Source organism: Anaerosphaera aminiphila DSM 21120 (assembly GCF_900129925.1).
Lineage (GTDB): Bacteria > Bacillota > Clostridia > Tissierellales > Peptoniphilaceae > Anaerosphaera > Anaerosphaera aminiphila.
The window spans coordinates 1-26,374 of the sequence record NZ_FQXI01000003.1 but is presented as its reverse complement, the minus strand read 5'-3'; the positions used below and the strand labels follow the sequence as shown (position 1 = coordinate 26,374).

At 31.0% G+C, this 26,374-nt stretch carries 30 protein-coding genes and 1 other RNA gene; 28 read left to right on the top strand and 3 right to left on the bottom strand.

Translation table 11 applies throughout. From position 1 onward, the window contains the following. Positions 1 to 3 precede the first annotated feature (3 nt). The 15 genes from pstC (at position 4) to BUB47_RS03205 (ending at position 13,312) form a co-directional block, all read left to right on the top strand. A complete protein-coding gene (pstC, locus tag BUB47_RS03275) occupies positions 4 to 900 on the top strand; it encodes a phosphate ABC transporter permease subunit PstC (protein ID WP_083529055.1) in 897 nt (298 codons plus the stop codon). Beyond that, on the top strand, positions 897 to 1,772 hold the full coding sequence (gene pstA, locus BUB47_RS03270; protein ID WP_083529054.1) for a phosphate ABC transporter permease PstA: 876 nt from the start codon (positions 897 to 899) through the stop codon (positions 1,770 to 1,772). The genes pstC and pstA overlap by 4 nt, the downstream gene beginning before the upstream one ends. Further along, on the top strand, positions 1,769 to 2,524 hold the full coding sequence (gene pstB, locus BUB47_RS03265; protein ID WP_073183743.1) for a phosphate ABC transporter ATP-binding protein PstB: 756 nt from the start codon (positions 1,769 to 1,771) through the stop codon (positions 2,522 to 2,524). The genes pstA and pstB overlap by 4 nt, the downstream gene beginning before the upstream one ends. 4 nt (positions 2,525 to 2,528) lie before the next feature. Continuing rightward, positions 2,529 to 3,161: a phosphate signaling complex protein PhoU gene (gene phoU / locus BUB47_RS03260; RefSeq protein ID WP_073183741.1), complete on the top strand. Its 633-nt coding sequence runs from the start codon at positions 2,529 to 2,531 to the stop codon at positions 3,159 to 3,161. A gap of 4 nt (positions 3,162 to 3,165) precedes the next feature. Next, positions 3,166 to 3,861: a response regulator transcription factor gene (locus BUB47_RS03255; protein ID WP_073183739.1), complete on the top strand. Its 696-nt coding sequence runs from the start codon at positions 3,166 to 3,168 to the stop codon at positions 3,859 to 3,861. Then, positions 3,842 to 5,521, top strand: coding sequence for a sensor histidine kinase (locus tag BUB47_RS03250; RefSeq protein WP_073183738.1), 1,680 nt, complete (start codon positions 3,842 to 3,844; stop codon positions 5,519 to 5,521). The genes BUB47_RS03255 and BUB47_RS03250 overlap by 20 nt, the downstream gene beginning before the upstream one ends. A 62-nt stretch (positions 5,522 to 5,583) precedes the next feature. Next, the gene (locus BUB47_RS03245) at positions 5,584 to 6,267 is read left to right on the top strand and encodes a GNAT family protein (protein ID WP_073183736.1); all 684 of its coding nucleotides are present in this window, start codon (positions 5,584 to 5,586) and stop codon (positions 6,265 to 6,267) included. 162 nt (positions 6,268 to 6,429) lie between these two features. After that, positions 6,430 to 6,792, top strand: coding sequence for a GntR family transcriptional regulator (locus BUB47_RS03240; RefSeq protein ID WP_073183734.1), 363 nt, complete (start codon positions 6,430 to 6,432; stop codon positions 6,790 to 6,792). Further along, the gene (locus tag BUB47_RS03235; protein WP_073183732.1) at positions 6,785 to 7,660 is read left to right on the top strand and encodes an ATP-binding cassette domain-containing protein; all 876 of its coding nucleotides are present in this window, start codon (positions 6,785 to 6,787) and stop codon (positions 7,658 to 7,660) included. Before BUB47_RS03240 ends, BUB47_RS03235 begins: the two co-directional genes overlap by 8 nt. A gap of 134 nt (positions 7,661 to 7,794) precedes the next feature. Beyond that, a complete protein-coding gene (locus BUB47_RS03230) occupies positions 7,795 to 8,538 on the top strand; it encodes a hypothetical protein (RefSeq protein WP_073183730.1) in 744 nt (247 codons plus the stop codon). A 1-nt stretch (position 8,539) separates the two neighbouring features. Next, a complete protein-coding gene (locus BUB47_RS03225) occupies positions 8,540 to 9,187 on the top strand; it encodes a hypothetical protein (protein WP_073183728.1) in 648 nt (215 codons plus the stop codon). Between the two features lie 260 nt (positions 9,188 to 9,447). Beyond that, positions 9,448 to 10,623, top strand: a complete 1,176-nt coding sequence (locus BUB47_RS03220; protein ID WP_073183726.1) for an NAD(P)-dependent malic enzyme — start codon at positions 9,448 to 9,450, stop codon at positions 10,621 to 10,623. A 106-nt stretch (positions 10,624 to 10,729) separates the two neighbouring features. Further along, the gene (locus BUB47_RS03215) at positions 10,730 to 11,518 is read left to right on the top strand and encodes an electron transfer flavoprotein subunit beta/FixA family protein (RefSeq protein WP_073183725.1); all 789 of its coding nucleotides are present in this window, start codon (positions 10,730 to 10,732) and stop codon (positions 11,516 to 11,518) included. 5 nt (positions 11,519 to 11,523) lie between these two features. Then, positions 11,524 to 12,525: an electron transfer flavoprotein subunit alpha/FixB family protein gene (locus BUB47_RS03210; protein WP_073183723.1), complete on the top strand. Its 1,002-nt coding sequence runs from the start codon at positions 11,524 to 11,526 to the stop codon at positions 12,523 to 12,525. A 22-nt stretch (positions 12,526 to 12,547) separates the two neighbouring features. Next, complete coding sequence (locus BUB47_RS03205; RefSeq protein WP_073183721.1) at positions 12,548 to 13,312, top strand: SDR family NAD(P)-dependent oxidoreductase; 765 nt, start codon at positions 12,548 to 12,550, stop codon at positions 13,310 to 13,312. Between the two features lie 44 nt (positions 13,313 to 13,356). Here BUB47_RS03205 and BUB47_RS03200 read toward each other — a convergent pair whose 3' ends face one another. Further along, positions 13,357 to 14,232 (bottom strand): CPBP family intramembrane glutamic endopeptidase, encoded by an 876-nt coding sequence (locus BUB47_RS03200; protein WP_073183720.1) that lies wholly within the window; start codon positions 14,230 to 14,232, stop codon positions 13,357 to 13,359. Positions 14,233 to 14,402: 170 nt separating this feature from the next. On the opposite strand from BUB47_RS03200, the gene BUB47_RS03195 reads away from it, so the two are divergent. The 4 genes from BUB47_RS03195 (at position 14,403) to BUB47_RS03180 (ending at position 17,222) form a co-directional block, all read left to right on the top strand. Continuing rightward, a complete protein-coding gene (locus tag BUB47_RS03195; protein WP_073183718.1) occupies positions 14,403 to 14,726 on the top strand; it encodes a DsrE family protein in 324 nt (107 codons plus the stop codon). Positions 14,727 to 14,855: 129 nt separating this feature from the next. Continuing rightward, positions 14,856 to 15,125, top strand: coding sequence for an ACT domain-containing protein (locus BUB47_RS03190; RefSeq protein ID WP_073183716.1), 270 nt, complete (start codon positions 14,856 to 14,858; stop codon positions 15,123 to 15,125). Positions 15,126 to 15,133: 8 nt separating this feature from the next. Then, the gene (locus BUB47_RS03185) at positions 15,134 to 16,489 is read left to right on the top strand and encodes a PFL family protein (RefSeq protein ID WP_073183715.1); all 1,356 of its coding nucleotides are present in this window, start codon (positions 15,134 to 15,136) and stop codon (positions 16,487 to 16,489) included. A gap of 94 nt (positions 16,490 to 16,583) precedes the next feature. Further along, the gene (locus BUB47_RS03180; RefSeq protein WP_073183713.1) at positions 16,584 to 17,222 is read left to right on the top strand and encodes an epoxyqueuosine reductase QueH; all 639 of its coding nucleotides are present in this window, start codon (positions 16,584 to 16,586) and stop codon (positions 17,220 to 17,222) included. A gap of 6 nt (positions 17,223 to 17,228) precedes the next feature. Here the strand turns inward: BUB47_RS03180 and BUB47_RS03175 are convergent, their stop codons facing one another. Further along, on the bottom strand, positions 17,229 to 18,221 hold the full coding sequence (locus tag BUB47_RS03175) for an aspartate-semialdehyde dehydrogenase (protein WP_268761868.1): 993 nt from the start codon (positions 18,219 to 18,221) through the stop codon (positions 17,229 to 17,231). Between the two features lie 196 nt (positions 18,222 to 18,417). Here BUB47_RS03175 and BUB47_RS03170 point away from each other — a divergent pair, with 196 nt between their 5' ends. From BUB47_RS03170 to BUB47_RS03155, 4 genes are read left to right on the top strand one after another with little or no spacing between them, the layout of a single operon-like run. Continuing rightward, positions 18,418 to 19,491, top strand: a complete 1,074-nt coding sequence (locus BUB47_RS03170) for a pyridoxal-phosphate-dependent aminotransferase family protein (protein ID WP_073183709.1) — start codon at positions 18,418 to 18,420, stop codon at positions 19,489 to 19,491. Continuing rightward, complete coding sequence (locus BUB47_RS03165; protein ID WP_073183707.1) at positions 19,488 to 20,390, top strand: NAD(P)-dependent oxidoreductase; 903 nt, start codon at positions 19,488 to 19,490, stop codon at positions 20,388 to 20,390. Before BUB47_RS03170 ends, BUB47_RS03165 begins: the two co-directional genes overlap by 4 nt. After that, positions 20,387 to 21,607 carry a DUF1015 domain-containing protein gene (locus BUB47_RS03160; RefSeq protein WP_073183705.1) on the top strand — a complete coding sequence of 407 codons (1,221 nt, stop codon included), beginning with the start codon at positions 20,387 to 20,389 and terminating at the stop codon, positions 21,605 to 21,607. The genes BUB47_RS03165 and BUB47_RS03160 overlap by 4 nt, the downstream gene beginning before the upstream one ends. Before the next feature lie 19 nt (positions 21,608 to 21,626). Beyond that, positions 21,627 to 22,817 carry a homoserine dehydrogenase gene (locus tag BUB47_RS03155; protein WP_073183703.1) on the top strand — a complete coding sequence of 397 codons (1,191 nt, stop codon included), beginning with the start codon at positions 21,627 to 21,629 and terminating at the stop codon, positions 22,815 to 22,817. 63 nt (positions 22,818 to 22,880) lie between these two features. Here BUB47_RS03155 and BUB47_RS03150 read toward each other — a convergent pair whose 3' ends face one another. Further along, positions 22,881 to 23,684, bottom strand: a complete 804-nt coding sequence (locus tag BUB47_RS03150) for an NAD(+)/NADH kinase (RefSeq protein WP_073183701.1) — start codon at positions 23,682 to 23,684, stop codon at positions 22,881 to 22,883. Positions 23,685 to 23,760: 76 nt separating this feature from the next. Here BUB47_RS03150 and BUB47_RS03145 point away from each other — a divergent pair, with 76 nt between their 5' ends. The 5 genes from BUB47_RS03145 to BUB47_RS03125 all read left to right on the top strand — a co-directional run. Continuing rightward, the gene (locus BUB47_RS03145; protein ID WP_073183699.1) at positions 23,761 to 24,639 is read left to right on the top strand and encodes an RluA family pseudouridine synthase; all 879 of its coding nucleotides are present in this window, start codon (positions 23,761 to 23,763) and stop codon (positions 24,637 to 24,639) included. A 35-nt stretch (positions 24,640 to 24,674) separates the two neighbouring features. Continuing rightward, a non-coding RNA gene (gene ssrS, locus BUB47_RS03140) (6S RNA) lies at positions 24,675 to 24,854 on the top strand. Positions 24,855 to 24,969: 115 nt separating this feature from the next. Next, a complete protein-coding gene (locus BUB47_RS03135; protein ID WP_073183698.1) occupies positions 24,970 to 25,494 on the top strand; it encodes a YtxH domain-containing protein in 525 nt (174 codons plus the stop codon). 20 nt (positions 25,495 to 25,514) lie between these two features. Beyond that, positions 25,515 to 26,009, top strand: a complete 495-nt coding sequence (locus BUB47_RS03130) for a hypothetical protein (RefSeq protein WP_073183696.1) — start codon at positions 25,515 to 25,517, stop codon at positions 26,007 to 26,009. A 180-nt stretch (positions 26,010 to 26,189) separates the two neighbouring features. Continuing rightward, positions 26,190 to 26,374: transposase (locus tag BUB47_RS03125; RefSeq protein WP_143270599.1), on the top strand; the 185-nt coding region annotated here is incomplete at its 3' end.

Genomic DNA, 26,374 nt, shown 5'->3' with positions numbered 1-26,374 from the left:
ATAATGGATAGTAACATGATCGATGAGAGAAATGTGAACAGAGCTAGGTTTAAAGAGAGTATAACTAAGTATTTTTTTCTGGTCTGTGCACTTCTTTCAGTGTTATTTATAGTATTAATTTCGGTATTTATATTTAGTGGTGGAATATCTTTTGTAAGAGAAGTTGGAATAAAAGACTTTATATTTAATACAGATTGGAATCCGATGAACAACCCACCGTCATATGGTATTCTTTCAATGATTGTAGGTTCTTTAATGGTAACATTTTTAGCAAGTTTAATGGCTGTGCCGATTGCAATATTTACGTCGGCATTTCTTGCCTTTGATTGCAGTCCAAAATTATACAGATTTTTGAAACCGGCTTTAAATTTAATGGCGGGAATTCCTTCAATAGTCTATGGATTTTTTGCACTTACTGTATTAGTGCCAATAATCAGAAAAATATTTGGAGGAAATGGGATGAGTATATTGACAGCGAGTATACTGCTGTTGATAATGATACTACCTACAATAATAAGTTTGGCTGAAAGTGCAATAAAAACAGTTCCAAAGTCATATTATGAGGGAAGTGTTGCGCTTGGCGCAGGGCATGAGAGAACTGTGATGAGGATAATGCTTCCTGCGGCAAAGTCTGGAATATTTGCTGGAATAATACTGGGAATTGGCCGAGCAATCGGAGAGACAATGGCAGTTATTTTAGTTGCGGGGAATCAAACACGACTTACATTTAATATATTTAAGGGAATTAGAACCATGACCACAAATATTGTATTGGAAATGGGATATGCAGAGGGAATGCATAGACAGGCACTAATAGCTACAGCAGCTGTTTTATTTATATTTATTTTACTTATAAATATTAGCTTCTTTATATTTAAAAAAAGGAGTGAAAAAATATGATTGTTGCAATTATTGTAATTTTACTAATACTATTACTTATCTACTTGGGAAAGAGTGGAAAGTTAAATATATACAAAGTTATGACCAGATTTTCTGTGTTTATAACATTTGGATCTTTGTTTTTAATAGTTGGATATGTAATTATAAAGGGGCTTCCACATTTAAAACTCAGTATGTTTTCACTAAACTACACAAGTGAAAATGTGTCTATGCTACCATCAATAATCACCACACTTATTGTAGTGGCCCTTTCAATACTAATAGCTGCACCAATAGGTATTTTTACAGCAATATATTTAGTTGAATACTCAAAAAAGAATTCGAAAATTGTAGAGGTAATTAGACTTGCCACTGAAACACTTCAGGGAATTCCATCTATAGTCTATGGGCTTTTTGGAATGTTATTTTTCGTGTTGAGAATGGGCTTAAAGTATTCAATACTCTCAGGAGTTTTTACAATAAGTATAATGATATTACCACTTATAATCCGCTCCACTGAAGAAGCCTTAAAATCTGTTTCTGACAATATAAGGCAGGCTAGCTTTGCACTTGGAGCCGGAAAACTGAGAACAATATTTAGAATAGTAATTCCCGTAGCTGTGCCGGGAATTATATCGGGAATTGTACTTGCAACAGGACGAATTGTTGGAGAGACAGCTTGCTTAATATACACACTGGGAACAGCAACGTCACTTCCTACAAGTTTAAATTCTTCATCAAGGACTTTGGCTCTTCATATGTATATGTTGTCTACAGAGGGAATGCACGTGGGAGAAGCCTATGCTACAGGAACGGTGTTATTGTTGTTAGTATTGTTAATTAATTATATTTCAAATAAACTAGCCAGTAAATTTGCGGAGGTTAAGAGTTGAAACCAAAAATACAAATAAAAAATTTAGATTTATATTATGGTGATTTTCAAGCATTAAAGGGAATAAATTTAGATATACAAGAAAAAGAAATAACAGCATTTATAGGACCATCTGGCTGTGGAAAATCTACTACACTAAAATGCATAAATAGAATGAATGATCTTATTCCGGACTGTAAAATAGAAGGTCTTATTTCAATAGACGGAGAAAACATATATGAAAAAAACTATGATGTAAACAACTTGAGAAAAAGAGTTGGAATGGTATTTCAATCCCCAAACCCATTTCCAATGAGCATATATGAAAATATTGTCTATGGACCAAAGACACATGGTGTAAAGGACAAGACAAAGCTAGATGAAATAGTTGAAAAATCTTTAAAGGGAGCAGCTATTTGGGATGAAGTTAAGGGAAATTTAAAAAAGAATGCAATGTCACTTTCCGGAGGCCAACAACAGAGACTTTGTATTGCAAGAGCACTTTCAGTCGAGCCAGACATTATATTAATGGATGAGCCAACATCAGCACTGGATCCCATATCTACAGGAAAAATTGAAGACTTAGTCTCAGAATTAAAAGAGAAGTATACAATTATTATGGTCACACATAATATGCAACAAGCATCAAGAGTTTCTGATAAGACTGCATTTTTTTTAACTGGAGAAATAATAGAATACGGAGATACCTTTGAAATATTTTCAGTTCCAAAAGACAAGAGAACTGAGGATTATATAACAGGAAGGTTTGGGTGAGAACATGAGAAGCAAATTTGATGATGAACTAGAAGTCCTGAATGAAGAAATTTTAAAAATGGGAATGTTGGTAGAAGTTTCTGTAGAAAAAGCTGTGGGTTTAATTTCTAAACAAGATGTCAAAAAAGCTAAAGAAGTTTATGAACATGAAGAGGAAATTGACAATATGGAACATAAGATTCAAACTCACTGTCTAAGACTTTTAATAGAACAACAACCTGTTGCAAAAGACTTAAGGAGAATATCCGCTGCATTAAAGATAATAACCGACATGGAACGTATTGGAGACCAAGCCAGAGACATAGCTGAAATATGTATGCACTATGAAGATGGAAATAAGTTTGGAGATACGGGACATATTATAGAAATGGGAAGAAATACAATTTATATGGTAAAAAATACAGTTAAGGCATTTGTGGATAATGATGTTGTCTTAGCTAGAGAAGTTAGCAAATATGATGACGTAGTTGACAATTATTTTATAACAGTAAGAGATGACCTAATAAAATTAATTCGAGAAGAAAAAGTGGAACCGGATTTTATAGTGGATCTATTAATGATTTCAAAATATCTTGAGAGAATTGCAGATCATGCTGTAAATATTTCTGAGTGGGTTATTTTTACTGTAGAGGGGTAGTTAAATGTTGGTATATATAGTTGAAGATGATTATTCTATACAAAAATTAGTTGAGTATGCTCTTCATAGCAAGGGCTATGAAGTTTTAGGCTTTGAAAATGGCAGAGATTTTTTTGGGAAATTAGAAGAACAAATTCCTGATATCATCGTCTTAGATATAATGCTACCGGATATGGATGGAATAAGTATATTAAAGAAAATAAAAGAAAGTGCAAAGACAGATTCAATACCGGTTATGATGTTGACAGCAAAGGATACAGAGTATGATGTGGTAAATTCTTTGGACTTGGGCGCGGATGACTATATGAAAAAACCCTTCTCTGTATTAGAATTTTTGTCCAGAGTAAATGCTCTTCTTAGAAGAAATACTAAGGGGAAAGCAGAACTTTTAGAATTTGAGGGAATTACACTAGATGCTCTAGAGAGGACAGTTACAGTAGATGACGAAAAAGTGGAGCTTACATTTAAAGAATTTGAATTGTTAAAATACATGATGAGCAATATTGACATAGTACTGTCCAGAGAAAAACTTTTAAATTTTGTTTGGGGATATAGTTATGAAGGTGAGACTAGAACTGTTGACATGCATATTAAGCTCTTAAGAGAAAAACTAGGAGAGAAGAGAAAATTAATTCATACAGTACGAGGAATGGGTTATAAACTCTCTGCGAGAGGAACTTATGAACAAGAGAATATTTAAAACTACTTTATTAGTTGGATTAGTAGCGCTTATACTGAGTAGTATTTTTTCTTTTTTTTTATACTATAAAACTTATAAAGTAAGTAGTGAAGAAGATTTAACAAGTTTAATTAGTTTAATAGACTCTACAATTAATTTTGAAGAAGATAAAATTAAGTATTTGGAAAACATATCCAAATTCGATAAAAACACAAGGATTACTTATATTGACAGTAAAAACAATATAATCTTTGACTCCTATGGTGATGTACCGGGAATTAAAGGACATATAAATAGTGAGGAGTTTGAAGATTCAATAAAAACGGGAATATACAACCCTAATAAATATCGTAAAAATGCCTTTGAAGATATTTACTACAATGCCTTTAAATTAAATGACGGAAGTATACTTAGAGTTTCAAAGGAGACAGAGAGTATATTTAAATTGTTTTTAAAAGTACTACCTGCAAATATTTTAATAGGATTAGTAGTACTCTTAATCTCTAAGAGGTTTTCAAAAGCCACAACTACAGAAATACTTAGATTTATTGAAGCTGATATTGAAACACCGAGAATAGATACAGATAAAATACCTGAAATTTCTCCAATTATGTATGAGATAAAATCACAAAGAGATGTAATTGAAAGACAGTTGGAAGAAATAAAAATAGAACAAGACACTATAAAGATAATAATAGAGAATATGGAAGAGGGCTTTTTAATGATAAGCAGAAATAAAACCATACTTTTAATTAATAAAGCCGCCTTAGATTTTTTAAATGTCAAAAAAAATGTTATAAATAAAAATATTCTCTATTTGACAAGAGATGAAGAAATAGTTAACTCTATAGAAGTTGCTTTAAAGGGCACTTCTTCAGAGGGAGTAATAGATTCTGCAAGTAGAGAAATAAAGTATTACTCAAATCCCGTCTACTTAAAAAATGAAATTGCAGGTTCAATACTGTTTTTTATAGATGAGACAGAGCAGATAAGAAGTCAAAAGATAAGGGAAGAATTTTCAGCAAATGTGTCTCACGAATTAAAGACTCCACTAACTTCAATATACGGGTTTTCAGAACTATTAAAAAATAAAATGATTACTTCAGAAAAAGATAAGGAAGAAATAATCGGAAATATTTACAGTGAGTCCAAGAGATTGTTAGACCTCACAGAAGATATAATGAAAATATCTAAATTAGAGGGAAGATCAGAAGTTTCAAAGACAATAATTAATTTAAGAGTATTGTCTGAAGAAATTATAAGTGTCTTTAAGAGTAGTGCAAGTAATAAAAACATAAGGCTCTCTGTAAAAGGTGAGGGAACAATAGTCGCTAATGAGACAATGATGTGGGAAATGTTGGCAAATTTAGTTGAAAATGCAATAAAGTATAATGTACAAGACGGCGAAGTTACTATTGAGTTGAAACAAAGTAAAAATATTGAAATATCTGTACTAGATACAGGGATTGGAATACCTGTAGAAAAACAAAAGCGGATATTTGAAAGGTTTTACAGAGTTGATGAATCTAGAAATAAAAAAAGCGGGGGCACGGGATTGGGCCTTAGTATAGTAAAACACATTGTAAAAAGCCACGGAGGAGAAATTGTAATAAATAGTAAAGAGAAAGTTGGAACTGAAATAAAAATATTTTTACCAATTGATACAAAAATATACAATTGAATATAGAGAATGTTTTTTGTTATAATGTTTAACAAAGTATAAATAAAACAAGCGGGGTGTATATGGAAAAGATATTTTTTGACAAAGAATTATATTTTCGATTTTTAAATGAAAAGGACATAGATATCCTTTTAGATTTGATAAATGAAGTATATGAGGGATTGGAAGATAAAAGTGTGTATATTTTAGATACATATGATGAACTATTAGAGCAACTAAGTGGAGACAAAGATGTAATCTTAGGAGTATTTAACGAAAAAGATGAACTGATAGCTTTTAGGCATACGGAGTTGGGAGTAGAGTCAAAGCAACTGCATAAATACGTCAGTGTAGTTAATATTCCTAAAGAAGGCACAATATACCATGGCGGTTCAATGGTAAGAGAAGACTACAGGGGAAGAGGGCTACAAAACAAGACCAGGGATATAATGGACAAGACTTTGGAAGATGATGACTTCTCAAGATTTGTATCTACAATATCTCCTAAAAATGCATATTCTATGAGAAATGTGTTTAAAAGTGGATTTGCACTAGTTGCATATGTGGCAAAATATCCAGCTGGAGAAAATAAGTTTGAAGAGAGATTTGTATTCTACAAAGACTTTGAAAAGCCATTTATATATACTGGAATGGAAGAGGTAGTAGATATAACAGATGTTGAAAGAATAACTCAAGTTATATCCAAGGGATATGTGGGCACAGAGATAGAAAATGGAAAATTAACACTAAGTCAATTAAAAAAATAATGCATACCGGCACCTAAATTAGATCAAAAATCTAATGATTAGGATGTCGGTTTTTTAATTCTGTAAATAATTTTAAAATAAAATATTGACAACTATAATTAAAAATGATAAATTGTACTTACAAAGGTTGGTTAGTATAGTAACTAACTAAGGAGGTGGCTTATGGAAGTAAAAAATGATAAACCTATTTATTTACAAGTAGCAGAGATAATTGAAAATCAAATACTAAATGATAGCTTACTTCCTGATGAACGAGCTCCTTCAACTAATGAATTTTCAAGTATTCTGGAAATAAATCCTGCTACAGCAAGAAAGGGAATTACAATTTTAGTTGATGAGGGAATACTTTATAAAAGACGAGGCATGGGGATGTATGTTACAGAAGATGCAAAGAGCATAATAATTAAAAAGCGAAAACAAGAATTTTATGAAGATAGAATGCCGGAAATATTAAAAGAGGCAAAAATCCTTGAAATTACAAAAGATGAACTTATAGATTTTATAAGAGGTGAAGAGAATGATTGAAATAAAAAATTTATCAATGGCATATTATGAAAAGCCCATATTAAAGGATATCAATTTAAAGTTGGACAGGGGAAAGATATATGGACTATTTGGAAGAAATGGAGTGGGCAAGACTACCCTTTTAAAAATTCTATCAAATCAAATAGTATCTTATAAGGGGAAAATTTCATATGAAGGTGAGAAAATAACTGAAAATAGAAAGTCACTGGAGCACATTTGCTACGTTTCATCAGATGATAACTTAGGATATTTTCAAAATTACAGCTTAAATAACTTATTAAAAAACAACGCCATGCTATATGTAAATTTTGACTTAGACTACGCCTTGAAGTTATTAACTGAAGAATTTAACATAAATCCATATAGGAAGTATAAACAACTATCTAAGGGAAATAAAGTGATTTTTAATTTAATAGTTGGTCTTGCTGCAAATTGTGACTTTACTATTTTTGATGAGCCAAGTAGTGGCTTAGATGCAATTAACAGAACTAAATTTTATAAGGTTTTTTCAGAAGTATTTGACAATGAAAATAAAACGGCAATAATTGCTACTCACATTATAGATGAAATTGAACACTATATAACAGATATACTCATATTAAAAAAAGCTGAAATTGTATTTAATGACACTATAGAAAATTTTGAAGAAAAATCTTTTATTATAACTTCTGATACAGAATCAGTACCTAATTTAAATATTATTGGAGAAGAGAGTTTAGGATCTATGAAAATTTACTATGTATATGATGAAGTAAGTGAAGATATTAAAAGAGAATTTACAACAAGTGGCTTTAAAATATCAAAATTAGATTTGCAGAAGTTCTTTATAGAAATGGTTGAAGCTAAGGAAAATAAAGATGAAAAATAATTTTTTAGTAAGAGAAGTCTTAAAGTATATGGACATAATAGTTAGTTCATATGTTGGAACTATTTTATTATTTTTAATGTCTTTGTTAATTTAAGGCGAGACGTTAAAGACTAAAGGTTTGCGAGGTGAGAAGCGTGAAAAGCAATTTCTTAAAAAGAAAAACAATAAAAAGTGCAACATTAGTTATAGGCTCATATTTAGTTTCATTGACAATATTTTTTTTAATATTTATGGGTGTAAGTATTCTATTAAAGCTAGATGCTAAATCAATGTTTAGAGAATTTAACTATGAGGACATTGCACAGTTAATAACTATGTTGGTTAGTTTATATGTATTTTATATATATTTTGGAAGTACTTTTAACTATGCAGTTAAAAAAGGAGAGACTAGGAAAAAATTTATAGCATATGCAATTATATTAGTTGTAGTAATTTCATTTGTAGTATTGTCAATACATGGTTTAATATATGTGCACTATGAAATTTACAATGCTGAATATTTTGGGGGGTCTTATGCTATTGATTTTTTATCATATATGAGAACCTTTCTAACTTTTGCAGTAGCTATGACCTTAGTAGGAAAATATAAGAGCGGATATGTGGCAGCCATTATATTGTTTTTTGGGTTTATAACCTCTATGATAATGAGCGTTAAAGAAATGTTTGAAAAATTTAAGTTCTTAATTAATATAGTAATGGGATTTTTTAGTGGAGAGGAAGCTTCTTCAATTGCAATTATAGGGGGAGTTCCTGATGGTACGGTAGAACAACTGTCTAGGGAAAATATTGAGCTTATGGTTAAATTTACTATTATTATGTTTTTAATAATGTTAATTTGGCTTATTCTTTCCAATAAATTTAGAAGTGTGAGGGACTGACATGGACACTCAGAATAAATATTTAAATGAAATCATTATAAGAGATAGTTTAGAAAATATAATTGTATTTATGTTTATTTCTATAGCTATAGGCTTTATGACAGGACCATCTTTATTAAAAATAGTAACTATATTTTATATTATTTATGATATAGAAAAAAACATATTTGAAAAGTATAATTACACTGTAAAACAGGGGATTACGAGAGATAAGTTTTTAAAGTACAGTTTTATAATTTTTATTATTGAAATTATTCTATGTTCACTTTTAACAACTTTTACTTTTGATTCTTATGGAAGAAATTTTAGTTGTACTATAAATGGACAGTTGGAAATATTTACAAATTTTTTGCTATTATTTTCAGTTGTGTATTTAGGCTTAACCCTATATGAAGAATATGGTTATAAAATAGTGTTTGCTTTAATTTTAGTTACAGGAATATACATTGTATTTTTTGACAAGGGAATATCGGAGATAATAAATTCAAGGGGATTTTATTTTAATAAATTACCAAGTAGTGAAGTAGGAAGAAAAATATATAGAAAAGAAATAAATTTTTCCTTTTACTTTAAAATTTTAGTTAGAATACTTTTAAGTGCAGCAGCACTTTTTAAAACATGGAAGTTAAATTTAAGTAGAGATATTTAATTTAGAAATAAAAAACGAACCTAGAATTCGGTTAATTGGTTGAGAGTATTAATTTAATAAAATCTAAAGAACAAAGAGTATAGGATAAATCAATAATACTTTATATAAAAATGTATAGTAGCCTATAATTAGTAAAACAGTGGATTTAGAGGGTTTATGATAATTAAGCCTTCTATTTTGTTTTGAAATTGAGCTGAACTTGTAATACAATAAATTCAAGAGAGAGTGAATTTTAATAATTTGTAAAAGGAGCGATACATATGGGAAATATTTATGAAGAGGCACTAAAGAAACATGAAGAGTGGAAGGGTAAAATTGAAACGCATATTAAATTTGAAATAAAAGATGCCGATGACTTATCTTTAGCTTATACTCCAGGAGTTGCAGAGCCTTGCAGAAAAATAAATGAAGATGTTGAGAATGCTTATAAATACACTTGGAAGGGGAATATAGTAGCAGTAATTTCCGATGGTACAGCAGTTCTAGGACTTGGCGATATTGGTCCGGAGGCATCACTTCCTGTAATGGAAGGTAAATGTGTACTTTTCAAAAAATTTGGAGGAGTAAATGCTGTTCCAGTAGTTTTAAATACAAAGGACACAGAAGAAATTATACAGACTATTAAAAATATTGCTCCAACATATGGCGGAATTAACCTTGAAGATATATCATCACCTAGATGTGTGGAAATAGAGCGTAGATTAATAGATGAGCTGGATATTCCTGTATTTCATGATGACCAACATGGAACTGCAATAGTTGTATCGGCTGCACTAATTAATTCATTTAAACTATTAAAGAAAGATCCAAAGGACAGCGTTGCTGTAGTTTCAGGAGCAGGAGCTGCCGGTTCATCAATAATTAGAATGATGAAACAACTAGGTGTTGGAAATATATATGCTTTTGACTCTAAGGGAGTTTTAAGCAGTAAGCACAAAGATGGATATAATTTTGTTAAAAAAGAAATCCTTGAAATTACTAATAATGATGACGAAGATTTAACCATGGAAGAGGCTATGGCAAAGTCAGATATATTTATTGGGGTTTCAACAGCAGGTGTAATTAATGCGGATATGGTTAAATCCATGAAAAAAGATTCAATAGTTCTTGCAATGGCAAATCCTGAACCTGAAATTGACTACTATGTTGCAAGAGAAGCAGGCGCAAAAATTGGAGGAACAGGAAGATCTGATTTTCCTAATCAAATAAATAATGTATTAGTTTTCCCTGGACTTTTTAAAGGAGCACTGAGAGTAAGGGCTAAAAAGATTACAGAAGAAATGAAAATGGCAGCTGCAGAAGGTTTAGCATCTACGATTGCTGAAGCAGATTTAAGAGAAGACTATATAGTTCCATCAATATTTAACAAAGATGTAGAAGATGCAGTTGCAGATGCAGTTGCAAAAAAAGCTATTGAGCAAGGATTAACTAGATAAATACAGTAAAACTCTAGAGAACTTTTTCTAGAGTTTTATTTTATTATAATAAAGTAGATTGTTTTAGGGTATAATTATATTTAGATAAAATTCTTGGAGGTTTAAAATGAAATACTTAGTTTGTATAAAACAAGTACCTAAAATTACAAAGGTTAAATTAGATCCCATAACTCATAATTTAATAAGAGAGGGAACAGCTACAACTATAAATCCGGCAGATTTAAATGCACTTACATTTGCATTAAAGCTAAGAGAAAAAACTGGTGGCGAAATTACTGTAATGACAATGGGTCCGGATTCAGCAGCAGAATCTATAAGAAAGTGCTATGCAATGGGTGCTGACAAGGGATATGTTGTAAGTTCTCGTGCCTTTGCAGGAGCTGATACTCTTGCAACTTCATATACACTGGCTCAAGGGGCAAAGTCCATTGGTAATTTTGACATAGTATTTACAGGAAATCAAACGATAGATGGAGATACAGGGCAAGTAGGCCCGGAATTGGCAGAAAACTTAAGCATTAATCAAGTAACTTATGTTGAAGATATTGAATTTGAAAATGGAAGTTTTAAAGTTAAAAGACAAAATTCCGAAGGTGAAGAAATCGTTGAAGTAAAAGCACCAATATTATTTAGCGTCGTTAGAAATGCCAATATTGTAAAAATACCGACTAAGTCAGAAATTGAAGCAGAAAGTGAAAGCTTTGTAAATATAATCGGGGTTGAAGATTTAGATATAGATGAAAATAGAATAGGAATAAAGGGTTCTCCAACTGTAGTGGATTCGATTTTTGATGGTGAAAAATTTGAAGTAGGCGCTAGAATTGAAGGAGATTCAAAGAAACAGGCAGATGGAATAGTAGATATTTTGTTGGAAAAGGGATTTATAGGTAGGTGATAAAAGTGGAATATAGAGATATTTTAGTAGTTTTAGAAAAAGAAGATGGAGTGATTTCACCTTTATCAACAGAGATGTTGGGAAGAGCTAAGTATTTGGCAAGTGAGTTGAATCAAAATGTAATTGCACTTTCAATTGGAGAAAATATATCTGAAATGTCTAAAGAGGCAATATACTTTGGAGCAGATAAAGTAGTGGAAGTGGGAAATAAAATTTTAGAAAACTATACTACTTTGGCCTATACAAAAGTATTAGATTTTATACTGGATAAATATTTACCTCTTGCAGTTTTTATTGCAGCTACTCCAAATGGTAGAGACTTAGGCGGTAGAATTTCAGCAAGAAGAAAAATTGGGCTTGTTGCAGACTGCATAGATATAGTTTTGACAGATGATAAAAAAGAAATTAAGTGGATAAGACCCACATTTGACGGACAACTATATGCCGATATTAGAATTTCTACAAAACCTGAAATAGGAACTATTGGTGAAGGAGCATTTAGACCTTTAAAAAGAGATGACACAAAGAGTGGAGAAATAGTTAAAGAAGAAGTTTCGTTAAGTTCTGAAGATGTATTGACAGTATTCTTAGAACAAATTAAAAGTGACGGTGAAAAAGAAGTTAGCTTAACTGATGCAAAAATAATAGTAGCTGGTGGAATGGGTCTTGGCGAAAAAGAAAATTGGCATTTAGTTACAGATTTAGCACATGAACTTGGAGCAGAAGTTGGAGCTACTAAAGATGTAGTGGACTTAGATTGGGTTCCCTATAAAATTCAAATTGGAGCTACAGGAGTTAGAGTCTCTCCAAAGTTGTATATTGCAGTTGGAATTTCCGGTGCAATTCAGCACACTGCAGGTATGAAAACTTCAGATTTAATAATAGCAATAAACAACAATCCTGAAGCGCCAATATTTAAAGTTGCTCACTATGGAGTTGTAGGAGATTTATTTGAAATAGTTCCAAGATTAACTGAAAAAATTAGAGAAATTAATAATAAAATTTAAAATATAATATTTGGAGGGAAACATGGGAAAGTTAAATGGTAAAGTAGTTCTTATTACCGGAGGAGGACAGGGAATAGGATTTGGTTTAGCAGAGGCTTTTGCAGAGGCTGGTGCAAATTTAGTTATCACCGGTAGAACACTTTCAAAACTTGAAAGAGCAAAAGAAAAAATTGAAGGTAAATATAGCGGTATAAAAGTAGCTTATTTTGTAGCAGATGGTTCAAATGAAGAAGAAGTTAAAGCAGCTCTTGAAGGTACAGTTAAAGAATTTGGCAGATTGGATACAGTAATTAACAACGCTCAAAACTCCGCATCTGGAGTGACATTAGTAGACCACACAGTAGAAGATTTTGACAAAGCTATTTACTCAGGGCTCTATGCAACATTTTTTTACATGAAACACGCTTTTAAATACTTGAAAGAGTCAAAAGGTTCAGTTATAAATTTTGCAACAGGAGCAGGACTTTCAGGTAGAGCAGGACAGTCAAGTTATGCAGCAGCTAAAGAGGGAATTAGAGGACTTAGCAGAGTAGCTGCAACTGAATGGGGACCTGATGGAGTTAGAGTAAATGTAGTATGTCCTCTAGTTATGACTGAAGGCTTGATTAAGTGGAAAGAAGAATATCCTGAACTTTATGAAAAGACAATTCAATCAATACCACTGGGACGTATGGGAGATCCAAAGGACGACATTGGAAGAGTGTGCGTTTTCTTATCAAGTGATGATGCTTCTTACTTAACGGGAGAGACAATTACACTTCAAGGTGGAAGTGGTCTTAGACCATAAGAATATAGTGAAAATTTAAAAATTATGCTATTAAAAAGTGGAGACTATAGAGCCTCCACTTTTTTGTGTTTAATTCTAATGATTGCCATATATGAAAATATAATATAGATAATTATTGCAAATATTGATGATTCCACTCCAAAATCTCCACCGGTTATTAAGATAGATTTTGTATCTAAGATGTAATTGAAAATTGAATCATTACTGTACAGTGGATTGAAGTTAATAATTGAACCCACCATAAAAATATTCCATATTCCATGGACAAAGGCACTGGACCAAATGCTATTAGTTTCATAAGTTATTAGTGAAAATAGTATTCCAACAGCAGTTCCTGCAATAAAAAGTTGAATTATACTCACAAAGCTTAAATTTCTTCCAACTATATGAAGAAGTCCAAATAACATTGAGGGAATTAAAATCGCAATTTTCTTATTAAATCTTTTTTCTACAGCTGACATAATAATACCTCTAAAAATAGTTTCTTCTGCAATTCCTGTGGCCAGTCCATAAAAAAATACTGAAGCTGTAATTATTAATAAATTTTCTTCAGTTGAAAAACTATTAATATGTAAATTTCCAGGAAATAAAAACATTAATCCACAGACTGAAATAGGCATTAAAAATGCTGAAATAATCCAAAAAGGCCTAATTGAAAATTTGTTGATTTTAAAATCAGATAGATTAAATTTTAAAGCCTTTTTATAAATTAACCTAATTAATAAAAATAAAATCAGAACATATAATATTGAAAGTACTATGTTAAAGATGAAACCGGGAATATTTAAATTAAATTCAGAGTTTAACTTTATTAAAAATTCAACAAAAACACTTGATATAGTCTGTGAAAAAACCAAAATAAAAATTGAAAGTATAGAAAAAACAGTTTGGCGATTTGAAAATTTAATGCTCTTGCTCATTTTGACCTCCTAAATTGCAATATCTGTATTACATATTAACTATTATAGAACATAATAGTTAATAAACGATTAAAAATTATATAATTTAGTGTTAATTTTTAAGGTTTAATTGAAAAAAGCAAAAAAGGGTATAAATAATATAATAACAAATAATTGATGAGGTGATAATTATGAAGGTAGTATTCCACGTAGTAGAATATGAAGAATGGGACGAGACACTTTCCAATGTAAGAGATGTTATAAAAGCTGATCCGGAAGCTCTAATAGAAATTATTGTAATGTCCAGAGCTGCAATACTTTTTGGAAGATATGCAGGTTACGATTTTGCAGGAATAGAGGGAAATCCTAGAGTGACTGTTTCAATAAGTGAGAAGGCTTTAAAAGACCATAAGTTAGATGAAAGCTTACTTTCTCCTAGTATAAAAGTTGAAAAACTTATAATTACAAAATTAATAAGACTTCAAAATGAAGGATATGCTTACATAAGATTATAAGATTATTTTATAAATAAATAAAGTTTTTGAAGTTTTGTATTGGAAGATTGGAGATTTTCTAATATAATAAGCCTTATAGGAAAAATTCTATAGGGCTTATTTTAGTATAAAAATTTATGGAGGGGAAATATGAAGGCAGTAATAACGTTTATAGGTAATGATAAAATGGGGATTGTCTATAAAGCAACTGAGTTAGTTGTGAAGTATAAGTTAAACATTGTAGATATTAATCAAACTATTATGGATGATTATTTTACTATGCTTATGATTGTAGATATGTCTGAAAAAAATGTTACTTTTGATGAGATAATTGAAGGTTTTACGAAACTTGGAGAAGAACTTGGGATGTATATCAAAGTTCAACATGAAGATATCTTCAATTCTATGCACCAAATTTGAGGTGAATGATGGAAAACAGAAAAATATTAGAAACAATTAGAATGCTTGAACAGGAAAATTTAGACATTAGAACAGTTACTATGGGAATTTCACTTCTTGACTGTATAGATTCAGATCCTAAAATTGCCTGTAACAAGATATATGACAAGATGATGAAGTGTTCTGAAAATTTAGTGCACACAACTTCAGAAGTATCTAAAAAATATGGAGTGCCTGTAATAAATAATAGGCTTTCAGTAACGCCGATTTCCCTAATTGCCGGAGCTACAAATCTTGATGACTATACCTGCTATGCAGAAGTTCTTGACAAAGTGGCAAAAAATGTAGGAGTAGACTTTGTAGGTGGATTTTCAGCTCTTGTTCACAAGGGATTCAACAAGGGAGATTTAGTACTTATAAATTCAATTCCACATGCACTTTCAGTTACAGACTTTGTGTGTAGTAGTGTAAATATTGGTTCAACAAAAGCCGGTATTAATATGGATGCAGTAAAGTTAATGGGAAGTACAGTTTTAAAATTAGCGGAAAACACAAAAGACAACGATTCAATTGGCTGTGCAAAGTTGGTTATATTTGCAAACGCAGTTGAGGATAATCCCTTCATGGCTGGGGCATTTCACGGAGTTGGAGAATCTGATACTGTAATAAACATTGGAGTTTCAGGACCTGGAGTGGTAAAATGTGCACTTGAAAAAGTAAAGGGCGAAAGCTTTGACATAGTGGCTGAAACTATTAAGAAGACTGCTTTTAAAATTACTAGAATGGGAGAACTTGTGGGAAGAGAAGTATCTGAAATGTTAGATACGAAATTTGGAATTATAGATCTTTCTCTTGCACCTACTCCTGCAGTTGGTGACAGTGTTGCCAGAATTTTAGAGGAAATTGGAATAGATAAAGTTGGCGGTCATGGAACTACAGCGGCTCTTGCAATGTTAAATGACGCTGTAAAAAAAGGCGGAATTATGGCAAGTTCAAATGTTGGAGGACTTTCAGGAGCCTTTATTCCCGTGTCGGAAGATGAGGGAATGATTGAAGCTGCCAGAACGGGAACTATAACTTTTGATAAATTAGAAGCTATGACAGCAGTTTGTTCTGTTGGATTGGATATGATTGCAATACCGGGAGATACACCTGCATCTACAATATCTGCAATTATAGCTGATGAAGCTGCTATTGGTGTAATAAACAACAAAACTACAGCAGTTAGATTAATACCTGTGCATGGAAAAACGGTTGGAGAAGTTGCAGAATTTGGCGGACTTTTAGGATATGCTCCTATTATGGATATTGGAAATATTTCATCTGAAAACTTTGCGAATCGTGGTGGAACTATTCCCGCTCCAATTCACAGTTTTAAAAATTAAAATTATTAATATAAAAGGCGAGATTTTCTCGTCTTTTATTTATTTTAAATATATAATATAAGTTATCAGTATTTAAAAGTGAGTTGGTGAATAAGTGAATAATATAAATTATAATTTTGAAATGGAAAAGGTAATAGAAGGTATTGATATTAAAAAGCCGAAAAAACTGCTCCTGCACTCTTGTTGTGGACCTTGCTCCAGTGCAGTTTTGGAAAAGTTAAATGAGTACTTTGAAATTACGGTTTTGTACTATAATCCAAATTTAGACACAGAGGAAGAATTTAATAGAAGATCTGAGGAACAATTGCATTTAATAGAAAAATTACCCCAGAAAAATAAAATAAATTTTATTAGAGCTGACTATAGAAAAGAAGATTATGATGAAAAAGTAAAAGGTTTTGAAGGTGAAAAAGAAGGTGGCTATAGGTGTACACTTTGTTTTGAATTAAGACTTGAAGAAACTGCAAAAATGGCAAGAGAAATGAACTTTGATTATTTTACAACAACTCTTTCCATAAGTCCCTATAAAAATTCTAAGTTGCTAAATAAAATAGGTGATAAAATATCAAAAAAATATGAAGTTGACTATTTGTACTCAGACTTTAAAAAGAAAAATGGATATAAGAGAAGTGTAGAATTATCTAAAGAGTATAATATGTACAGACAAGACTATTGTGGTTGTGAGTATTCAAAGCTGGAAACAGAAGAAAGAGAAAAAAATAAGTTGTCCTGAGACAACTTATTTTTTTATTAAATATTCTAATATTTGAATTGTATTTAGAGCAGCACCTTTTCTGGTGTTATCGGCGACACTAAATAAATTAAGGCCGTTTTCTACAGAATTATCTCTTCTAATTCTACCAACGTAAACTTCATCTTCTCCAGTTGTAATAGTTGGCATAGGATAAATATTGTTTTTAACGTCATCATATAGAACTATTCCAGGTTCATTTCTAAAGTCATTAAATACTTCTTCTAAGTCAAATGGCTTTTTGGTTTCAACATTTATAGATACTGCGTGAGAGTTTAATATTGGCACTCTCACTGCAGTGGCAGTAATTTTAAGTGATTCATCGTTAAATATTTTCTTGGTTTCGTCAATCATTTTTACTTCTTCTTTTGTATATCCGTCATCTAAGAAGTCGTCAATATGTGGGAGAACATTGTAGGCTATTTGGTGAGGGTAAAAATTGTTTTCACCGGCCCAGATTCCTCTATATAGATCTTCAATCCCATTTATTCCACTTCCTGATACAGCTTGATATGTTGTATATACAATTCTCTTAATTCCATATTTTTTATATATTGGATATAGAGCGACAACAGATTGGATAGTGCTGCAATTTGGACTTGCAATAATTCCATTTCCCTTACTTGATTCTTGGGGATTAATTTCCGGAACTATTAATGGAATTTCATCATTCATTCTAAATGCAGATGAATTGTCTATTACAGTTATTCCATATTTAGTTGCCATTGGTAAAAATTCTTTAGCCAATGGTGATTCTAAAGCGCAAAGAGCGTAGTCAATGTTTTTGTCTTTTAAGTTCTCTTCGCTTAATTCTTCGATGGTATAGTTTTTACTTTGAAAATTTATTATTTTTCCAGCGGAATTTTTAGATGCGAAAAAATATATATTTTCAATCGGAAGATTTCTCTCTTCTAAGATGGTCCTCATTTTTTGCCCCACCAAGCCAGTAGCTCCAAATATTGCTAAGTTAAATTTTCCCAAAACTAACACCCCTTCATAATTTTTAATAGAATATATCATTTTTCTTAGGGCCTTGTCAATTGTTTATCTGTGAAAGATTGTAAATTACTTAAAAATTCTGCACTATTTCTATTGACAAAAGCGCTTTAAAGTAATATCATCTAACGAAATACTCAAATCCAGAGTATTAAAAGTATTTATAGAAAGGACTGAGAATATGAAATTATTCATACCTGGACCGACTTACGTTAGAGAAGAAGTTTTAATGCAAATGACTAAACCTCTAATCGGTCACAGAACGAAAGATGCAAGCGTGCTTCAAAAGAATATAACTGAAAATATGAAGCAAGTATTTATGACGGAAAACATGGTGTTATGTTCAACATCCTCTGGATGTGGACTCATGGAAGGGGCTATACGATCTTGTACTTCGTCTAAGGCAGCAGTTTTTTCTATAGGATCCTTTGGAAACAAATGGCATAAAATAGGAATATCAAATGGTTTAGATGTTGATTTATATAAAGTTGAGCTAGGAGAAACCATAGATGCTAATTTTGTCGATGAAGTTCTAAAAAAGAATGATTATGATTTCGTAGCAATTACTCACAATGAAACTTCAACAGGAGTAGTAACTCCAATTGAGGAAATAGCTGAAGTAATGAAAAAATACGGAAATATTGTCTGGGCAGTTGATGCAGTAAGTTCTGCAGGTGGAATGAAAATAGAAACTGATGAGTTGGGAATAGATATTTTAATTACTTCCACTCAAAAATGTCTTGCACTTCCTCCTGGAATGGCTTTTTGTACTTTTTCAGAAAAGGCAATAGAAAGAGCTAAGACTGTTGAAAACAGAGGAAATTATTTTGACCTTTTAAGTTTGTACAATGATATCTTAAAAAGAGATTATCAGTATCCAAATACGCCTAACATATCTCTAATGTACGCTGCAGAATACCAATTAAACCACATGGTAAATGAAGAGGGTTTAGAAGACAGATTTAATAGACATAGAGAAATGGCTGAATACGTTAGAAACTGGGCATTAGAAAACTTTGCACTATTTCCAAAAGATGTTAAATATGCATCTGATACAGTTACTTGTGTTTTAAATAACAAGAATTTAGACATTGGAAATTTAAACAGGGAACTTGCAAAAAGAGGAATGACTATATCTAACGGATATGGAGATTTAAAAGACAAAACCTTTAGAATTGCTCACATGGGCGATTTGACAATGGACGATATCAAAGAACTTTTAGAAAACATAGATGAAATTAGGGGTGGACTATGAAAATTTTAGCGAATGATGGCCTTGCCAAAAATGCAGAAGAGCATTTTATAGATGAGGGCATTGAAATAGAGACAAATCATTTTGACAAAGAAGAATTAATGAAAGTTGGAGGAGATTATGACGTAATAGTTGTAAGATCTAACACTAAAATAGATAAAGATGTAGCAAAAGCATTAAAGGGCACTAAGACGGCTTTAGTTATTAGAGCCGGTGTTGGACTGGATAATATAGATATAAATGCTTGTAAAGACTGTGGTATTGATGTAGATTACACTCCAAATTCAAGTAAAAATGCTGTAACTGAGTTAGTACTTGGACAGATGTTAAATTTGTCAAGACACTTAAGTGTAGCTGATGCAACTATGAAAAAAGGACAGTGGAATAAAAAACAATATGATGGTTTTGAAATCGCCGGAAAAACTCTTGGAATTATAGGGTTTGGAAGGATTGGACAAAGTCTTGGAGAAAAGGCAATAGCACTTGGACTTGAAGTTATTTACTACGACCTAATTAAAGTTGAAAATGACTATGCTAAGTACTATGAATTTGATGATTTAATAAAAAAAGCCGACTATATTAGCATTCACTTGCCAAGTTTAGATGAACCTATTATAGGAAAAAAAGAACTGGACAATATGAAGGAAAGTGCAATATTAATAAACTACGCAAGGGGAAATGCTCTTGATGAAGAAGAACTTATAGACGCTTTAAAAAATAATAGAATAAGGGGAGCGGCAATTGACGTATTCCCCAATGAGCCAAAAGTAAACGAAAAATATTTTGAGTTAGATAATGTAGCTTTAACTCCGCACATAGGGGCATCTACATTGGAAGCACAAAAAAATATTGGAAATGAAATAATTAACATTGTAGATAATTACTTTGGAGTAAAAGCATGATTGAACTTAGAGCTTTTAAAGCTATAAGACCGGCAGATAAATATGCAAAAGATATTACGGTTCCACCTTATGACGTACTTTCAAAAGAGCAGATAAGAAAATATGCAGAAGATGAAAATTCAATTATTCACGTTATTCGCTCAGAGGTAAACTTTAAAGACGTAGATCCTTACTCAAGAGAAGTATATGAAAGTGCAAGGGACTATTTAAACTATTTAATAGAAAAGAAAGTGATGTTTGAAAGTGAAAAAGCACTATATATATATACTGAAATTTTAAATGGAAAGTCACAAAGTGGAATAGTTGGACTGGTTAATGTGGAAAATTATTTAAACAAAGACATTAAAGTTCACGAGCTTACACTAAAAGAAAAAGAATTAGATAGAACTAATCACTTTTACCATATGAAAGTTCAAGATGAACCTGTTTTCCTGTTTTACGAAAAGAATAGAGAACTTAAGGAAATCATTTCAGAGTATATTGAGAAAAAAAATCCGGTAGTGGATTTTGAAGATGAGTTTAAAGTAAACCACAAACTCCATATAATTGAAGATGAAATATTAATAAAAAAAATAGCTGATATATTTGAAGATATGGACAGTTTATATATAGCAGATGGACATCACAGAACACAGTCTATAGCAACTGTCTGTAAAATGTTGTCAGAGGATGGAGTAAAGTCAAATGAATGTAACTATTTAATGGCTTCTATATTTCCCGAAGATGAATTAAATATACTGGCTTACAATAGAATTGTAAAAGATTTAAACGGACTTTCAAAAGAAGAGTTTTTAAAAAAATTAGAAAAAACTTTTAGAATAAGTAAAGCTTCTGAAATTAAAGAGCCAATATCTAAATATAATTTTACGTTAATATTTAAAGATGATTGTTACAATATAGAATATATTGGAGATAAAAATTTTAAAAGTTATGCAGACAGTTTAGATGTATCTATACTGCAAAGAGAAGTCCTAGATAATATATTAAATATTAAAGATATAAGAACAGATAATAGAATAGAATTTCATGGTGGATTTACTGCTGCAGATACTATAAAAAGAGAAGTTGATGGAGAATATGCTCTTGGAATATTACTATACCCCGTAACATCTAAAGATATTATAGAAATAAGTAATAGAGGAGAAATTATGCCTCCGAAATCTACTTGGTTTGAACCTAAGCTTAGAAGTGGACTTTTCATGCATAAGCTTATATAATTTAGTTTGAGGTGATAAGGTGATAAATATTGCTCTTCTGGGTTTTGGTACTGTGGGTAAGGGAGCCTATGAAATTTTAACAAATAAAAAAGATAGTATAAAAAGAGTTGTAGGAGAAGAAGTTCAAGTAAAAAAGATATTAAAGAGAAATTTGAACTTTAAAACGGAAATTGACAAATCTCTATTTACTGATAATTTTGAAGATATTATATTAGATGAAGATATTAAGTTAATTGTAGAGATGACAGGAGACGTGGAGAAAAGTTATATATACATTAAAAAAGCTTTAAATTCTAAAAAACACGTTATAACAGCTAACAAAGGTGTAGTCTCTGAGTATTTTGAAGAATTTTTAGAGATTGCAGATAAAAACAAAGTAGCTTTTTTATATGAAGCTGCTGTGGCCGGGTCAATTCCAATTATTACACCTTTAAAATCACAAGTTATCACAAATGACATATCTCGAGTTCGTGGAATTTTAAATGGAACAAGTAATTTTCTTCTTACAAATATGCAAGTTAGAAAATCTAAGTACGATGAAATTTTAAAGGAAGCTCAAGATTTAGGATATGCTGAAGCAGATCCATATGATGATGTGGAAGGTGTAGATGCACTTAGAAAACTTAGAATCCTATCTACAATTGCATTTAAGTCCAGTATAAAAAATGAAGAAATACTACGCAGAGGCATGAGTACAATAGATTTAAATGACATATTGTATTTGGAAAAGCATAGACAAAAAATAAAATTAATAGCTGAATCTAGAATGGAAGATGGAGCTTTTAAATCAGTAGTTGAACCAGTAATTTTAGAAGTGGGCGATGAACTCTATGGAATTGACGGAGCTGAAAACATTGTTGAAATCTATGGAGAAAACTATGGATCTTTGAGTTTTGCAGGTGAGGGAGCTGGCTCTCTGCCTACTGGAAATGCCATTGTAAGTGATGTAATTGACGCTCTTGGAGGCAACTACTATCCCGTGGAAATAACAAGGCACTTAGAAAATAAAAGTAGTGACATTTATGCAAAGTACTACATTAGAATAAACAGAAAGATAAATTTAGATGGTGAAAATTGGATTCATTCCTTTGAAAATCACGAAGACTATATAATAGTCAGTACAAATACTATTAAGAGAAGTTTTCTCTTAGATAAAATAAGAGAGCTAAACTTAAGTGAAAATGAATATTTCTTTGCAAGATTTAACTAAAAAACAGCCGAACTATTATAGTTCGGCTGTTTTTTTTACAAATAAAAAGTCCTAGACAAAGTACTATAAAAATTTGTTTTTTAAATTGTCCCAATATGAATCTTGAGAAAACAACAACTTTTTTATACTCTTATTTGAAAGCTTAAGATTTATTTTCTTTAAATTTGAAAAAAAGTACTCAGATCCGTCAACTAATAATAGGTTTGAATTTGAATATCGCTTTTCAGGTATAAGAGAAATAATGTGGTTGCCTGGAACTATAATTGAGCTGGGTAGCGACCTGTATGCAGCGCTGTTTACAGGAGATATTGGAGTCATTTGAAGCACATCTAAACTGGGATGTATAATAGATCCTCCTGAAGAAAAATTATAGGCTGTAGAGCCTGAGGGAGTAGAAACTAAAATTCCGTCTCCTGAAAATTTTTCAACACTATTTCTATTTACATAGACATTAATGTGAATGATTTTTGAATGTTGAGCTTTTAATACTATTTCATTTAATGCCGTTAAGATATAACTTCTATTTTTAGTAAAAACTTCTGCGCCGACAAGTTTTAATTCTTCAACTGAATATCTTCCAGCAATATAATCATCTATAAAGAGTTCAATATTCTCAGGGCTTATCTCTTGATAAAACCCAAGATGTCCCGTGTTAATTCCCACAAATGGAATTTGAGGAAAATTATTTTTGTGAACAGCTTTTAAAAAAGCACCATCTCCGCCAACGCAAATTGTGAGTTCCGCATTTTCATCAAAAGTAGTAGTGGGGAAAAAATCTTTAGAAGAGAGCAAACTTATTAAATTAGATGTGGTTTTTCTCGATTCATAATTTGAATTAGAGAGTATATTAATAATTCTTTTTTTCACACTTTCCTCCGCGTTATGTTATTATTTAATAATTATACATTATAATATAATAAATTTGGTAAAAAAAGGGGATAATATGTTAAATTCCTATGAATATTTAAATTTAACTTCAAAGGTAGATAATATTAAATTAAAAGACTTTTTAAGTGAAAGTGGTATTTCTTCAAGACTTATTAGAGCGAGCATAAGAGAAAAGAATATATACTTAAATAAAATACAAACTTTTGAAAATAAAATAATTTCAAAAGGTGATACAGTGAGTATTAAATTTATAGAAGAAGAGTTAAATGCAGAGCCTCAATATAAAAAATTAGATATAGTATATGAAGATGAGGATTTACTAGTTGTAAATAAAGAGGCTAATATGCCCACACATACTTCAAAAGGTCACAGAGAAAATACACTTTTAAACTATGTGGCAGGTTATTTTGTAGAAAATGATATAAAGAGAAAAGTGAGATTTGTAAATAGGCTGGATAAAGATACAACTGGACTGGTAATAGTAGCTAAAAATTCATATACTCATTATGATATATCTAAACAATTTGGGAGTAGCATGATAAAAAAATATATTGCTATATCAAATGGAATATTTGAAAAAAAAGAAGGGTTTATTGAAGAACCCATCTATAGAGAAGGGGAATCTATCATTCGTGAAGTAAATGAAAAGGGAAAGAGTGCAAAGACACAATATAGAGTTCTTGGAGAAAAAAATAATTTAAGCTTAGTAGAACTTAGACTCTACTCAGGGAGAACGCATCAAATAAGAGTTCACTTAAAATACATAGGTCATCCCATACTTGGCGACACCTTATATAATGAAAGCTCTAAATTAATTAACAGACAAGCTCTTCACAGTAGCTATATGAAATTTAGCAATCCGAGAAATCAAGAAGAGATAGAGTTAAAAGCTGATATTCCCAAGGATATGAATAATATTATTGATACTTATTGAAAATATAGCTCAACTACTATATAATTTATATAGAGAAAACTCTGCTATGTACGATTATTCTTCATTTAATTCAACCGACAAAAAAGATCCGGGAAACCTTATTTTAAGGACTATAACAAGCCTTCTTGAAGGGAAGTTAGAAAACTTAAATGGGTTACCCACCTGACATAGGGGCGGGTCTGAATTAATTGAGATTACGGCATGGCGGAGTTTTTAAAATTTTAAGCTACATAATAATAAGGTTTTAAATGTGGTTAAAACTGTGCTTATAGGGTATCTTAAGCCTAAGGGAAATAAATATTATAAAATAAAACAAAAAGGAGAATGAGGATGGGACTATTTGATTATTTAGAGAGAAAAAAGCGAGAAGAAGCAAGAAGAAAACAAGCGGAAGATGTTGGAAAAGTTGCAGCAGGAACAGCTTTAGGAGCTTTACTAGGCGTTTTATTTGCTCCGAAGTCAGGCAAGGAAACTAGAGGAGATATAGCGAATAAAGCTCAAGAAGTTGCTGAAAATGTTGTAGAAGTAACTAAAGATACAACAGAAGACATTAAAGTTAAAGCCGGCGAAACAGGAGAAAACATTAAAAAATCTTACGAAGACATTAAAGTTAAAGCTGGAGAAAAAAAAGAAGAATTAAATGAAACTATAGAAGTTGCAAAGGCAAAAGCAAAAGCTATAGGAGAAATTGTAAAAGATGAATCAGAAGATATAAAAGAAAACTTAAAAGACAATACAGAAGAAGTAAAAGAAAGTGTTAAAGAAGTTAAAGAAGACATTAAAGATGGAGCAGAAGAAGCAAAAAAAGACGTTAAAGAAGCAAAAGAAAAAGTAGAAAATGAAGTGAAAAAGTAAGATAAATAGGAGTTGATAAAATGGAGACAGCTATAACTCTTCATGATCTATTAAAAATAATTTTGTATTTGTCAGGAGCAGGAGCTCTTATATATTTAGCGTTGGTTTTAAAAAATATACTTAGTATAGTAAGTAAATTAAACATAACACTTGAAAAGAATCAACAAGCAATTGATGATACTTTAGAACAAATGCCTATTATTAGTGAAAATGCATCAGAAATCTCAAAAAATGCAGCAACTATTAGTAGAGAAGCATCTGAAATTATAGTAACTACAAAACCTGAAATAGAAAAGTTAGTGACTACAGTAGGTGATGTTGCAGAAACTGTAGATGATTTAACTAAGTCAGTTGACAAGTCTACAATTAGTGTAATGAATATGGTAGTTGATGTATCAGAGGCAGTTTCAGATACTGCAAAAAATATTTCTTTAAATGCAAATAACGTAATAGATTATTTTTATATTTTCAAAGAGATATTGGAATCATTAAAAGAAGTTTTTTTAAGAAAATAAAATGTCAAAATATATATAAGTAGGCAAAATAATAGATTTTGCCTACTTATATATATTGGTTCTATAATAAATGTTGGGGTGAGTACTCCAACATTTATTTTTTTGCAAAAAAAGAATGCACGTATCCCAAAAATCCTTTACCATATAAAGTGACTAAACCAAATAGAAAGGGTGAAATACGTGCAAGATAATTATATACAAAAACTTCTCAATATTAAAGATATTATTGTAACAAATATAACAGAAAATAGTGAAACCATAGAAGTTTCTATTAAGTCTACTAATAATACAGGTATTTGTCCTTGTTGTAAACAGCCTACTACAAGAATTCATGACTATAGACTCCAACGTGTAAGACACAGTAA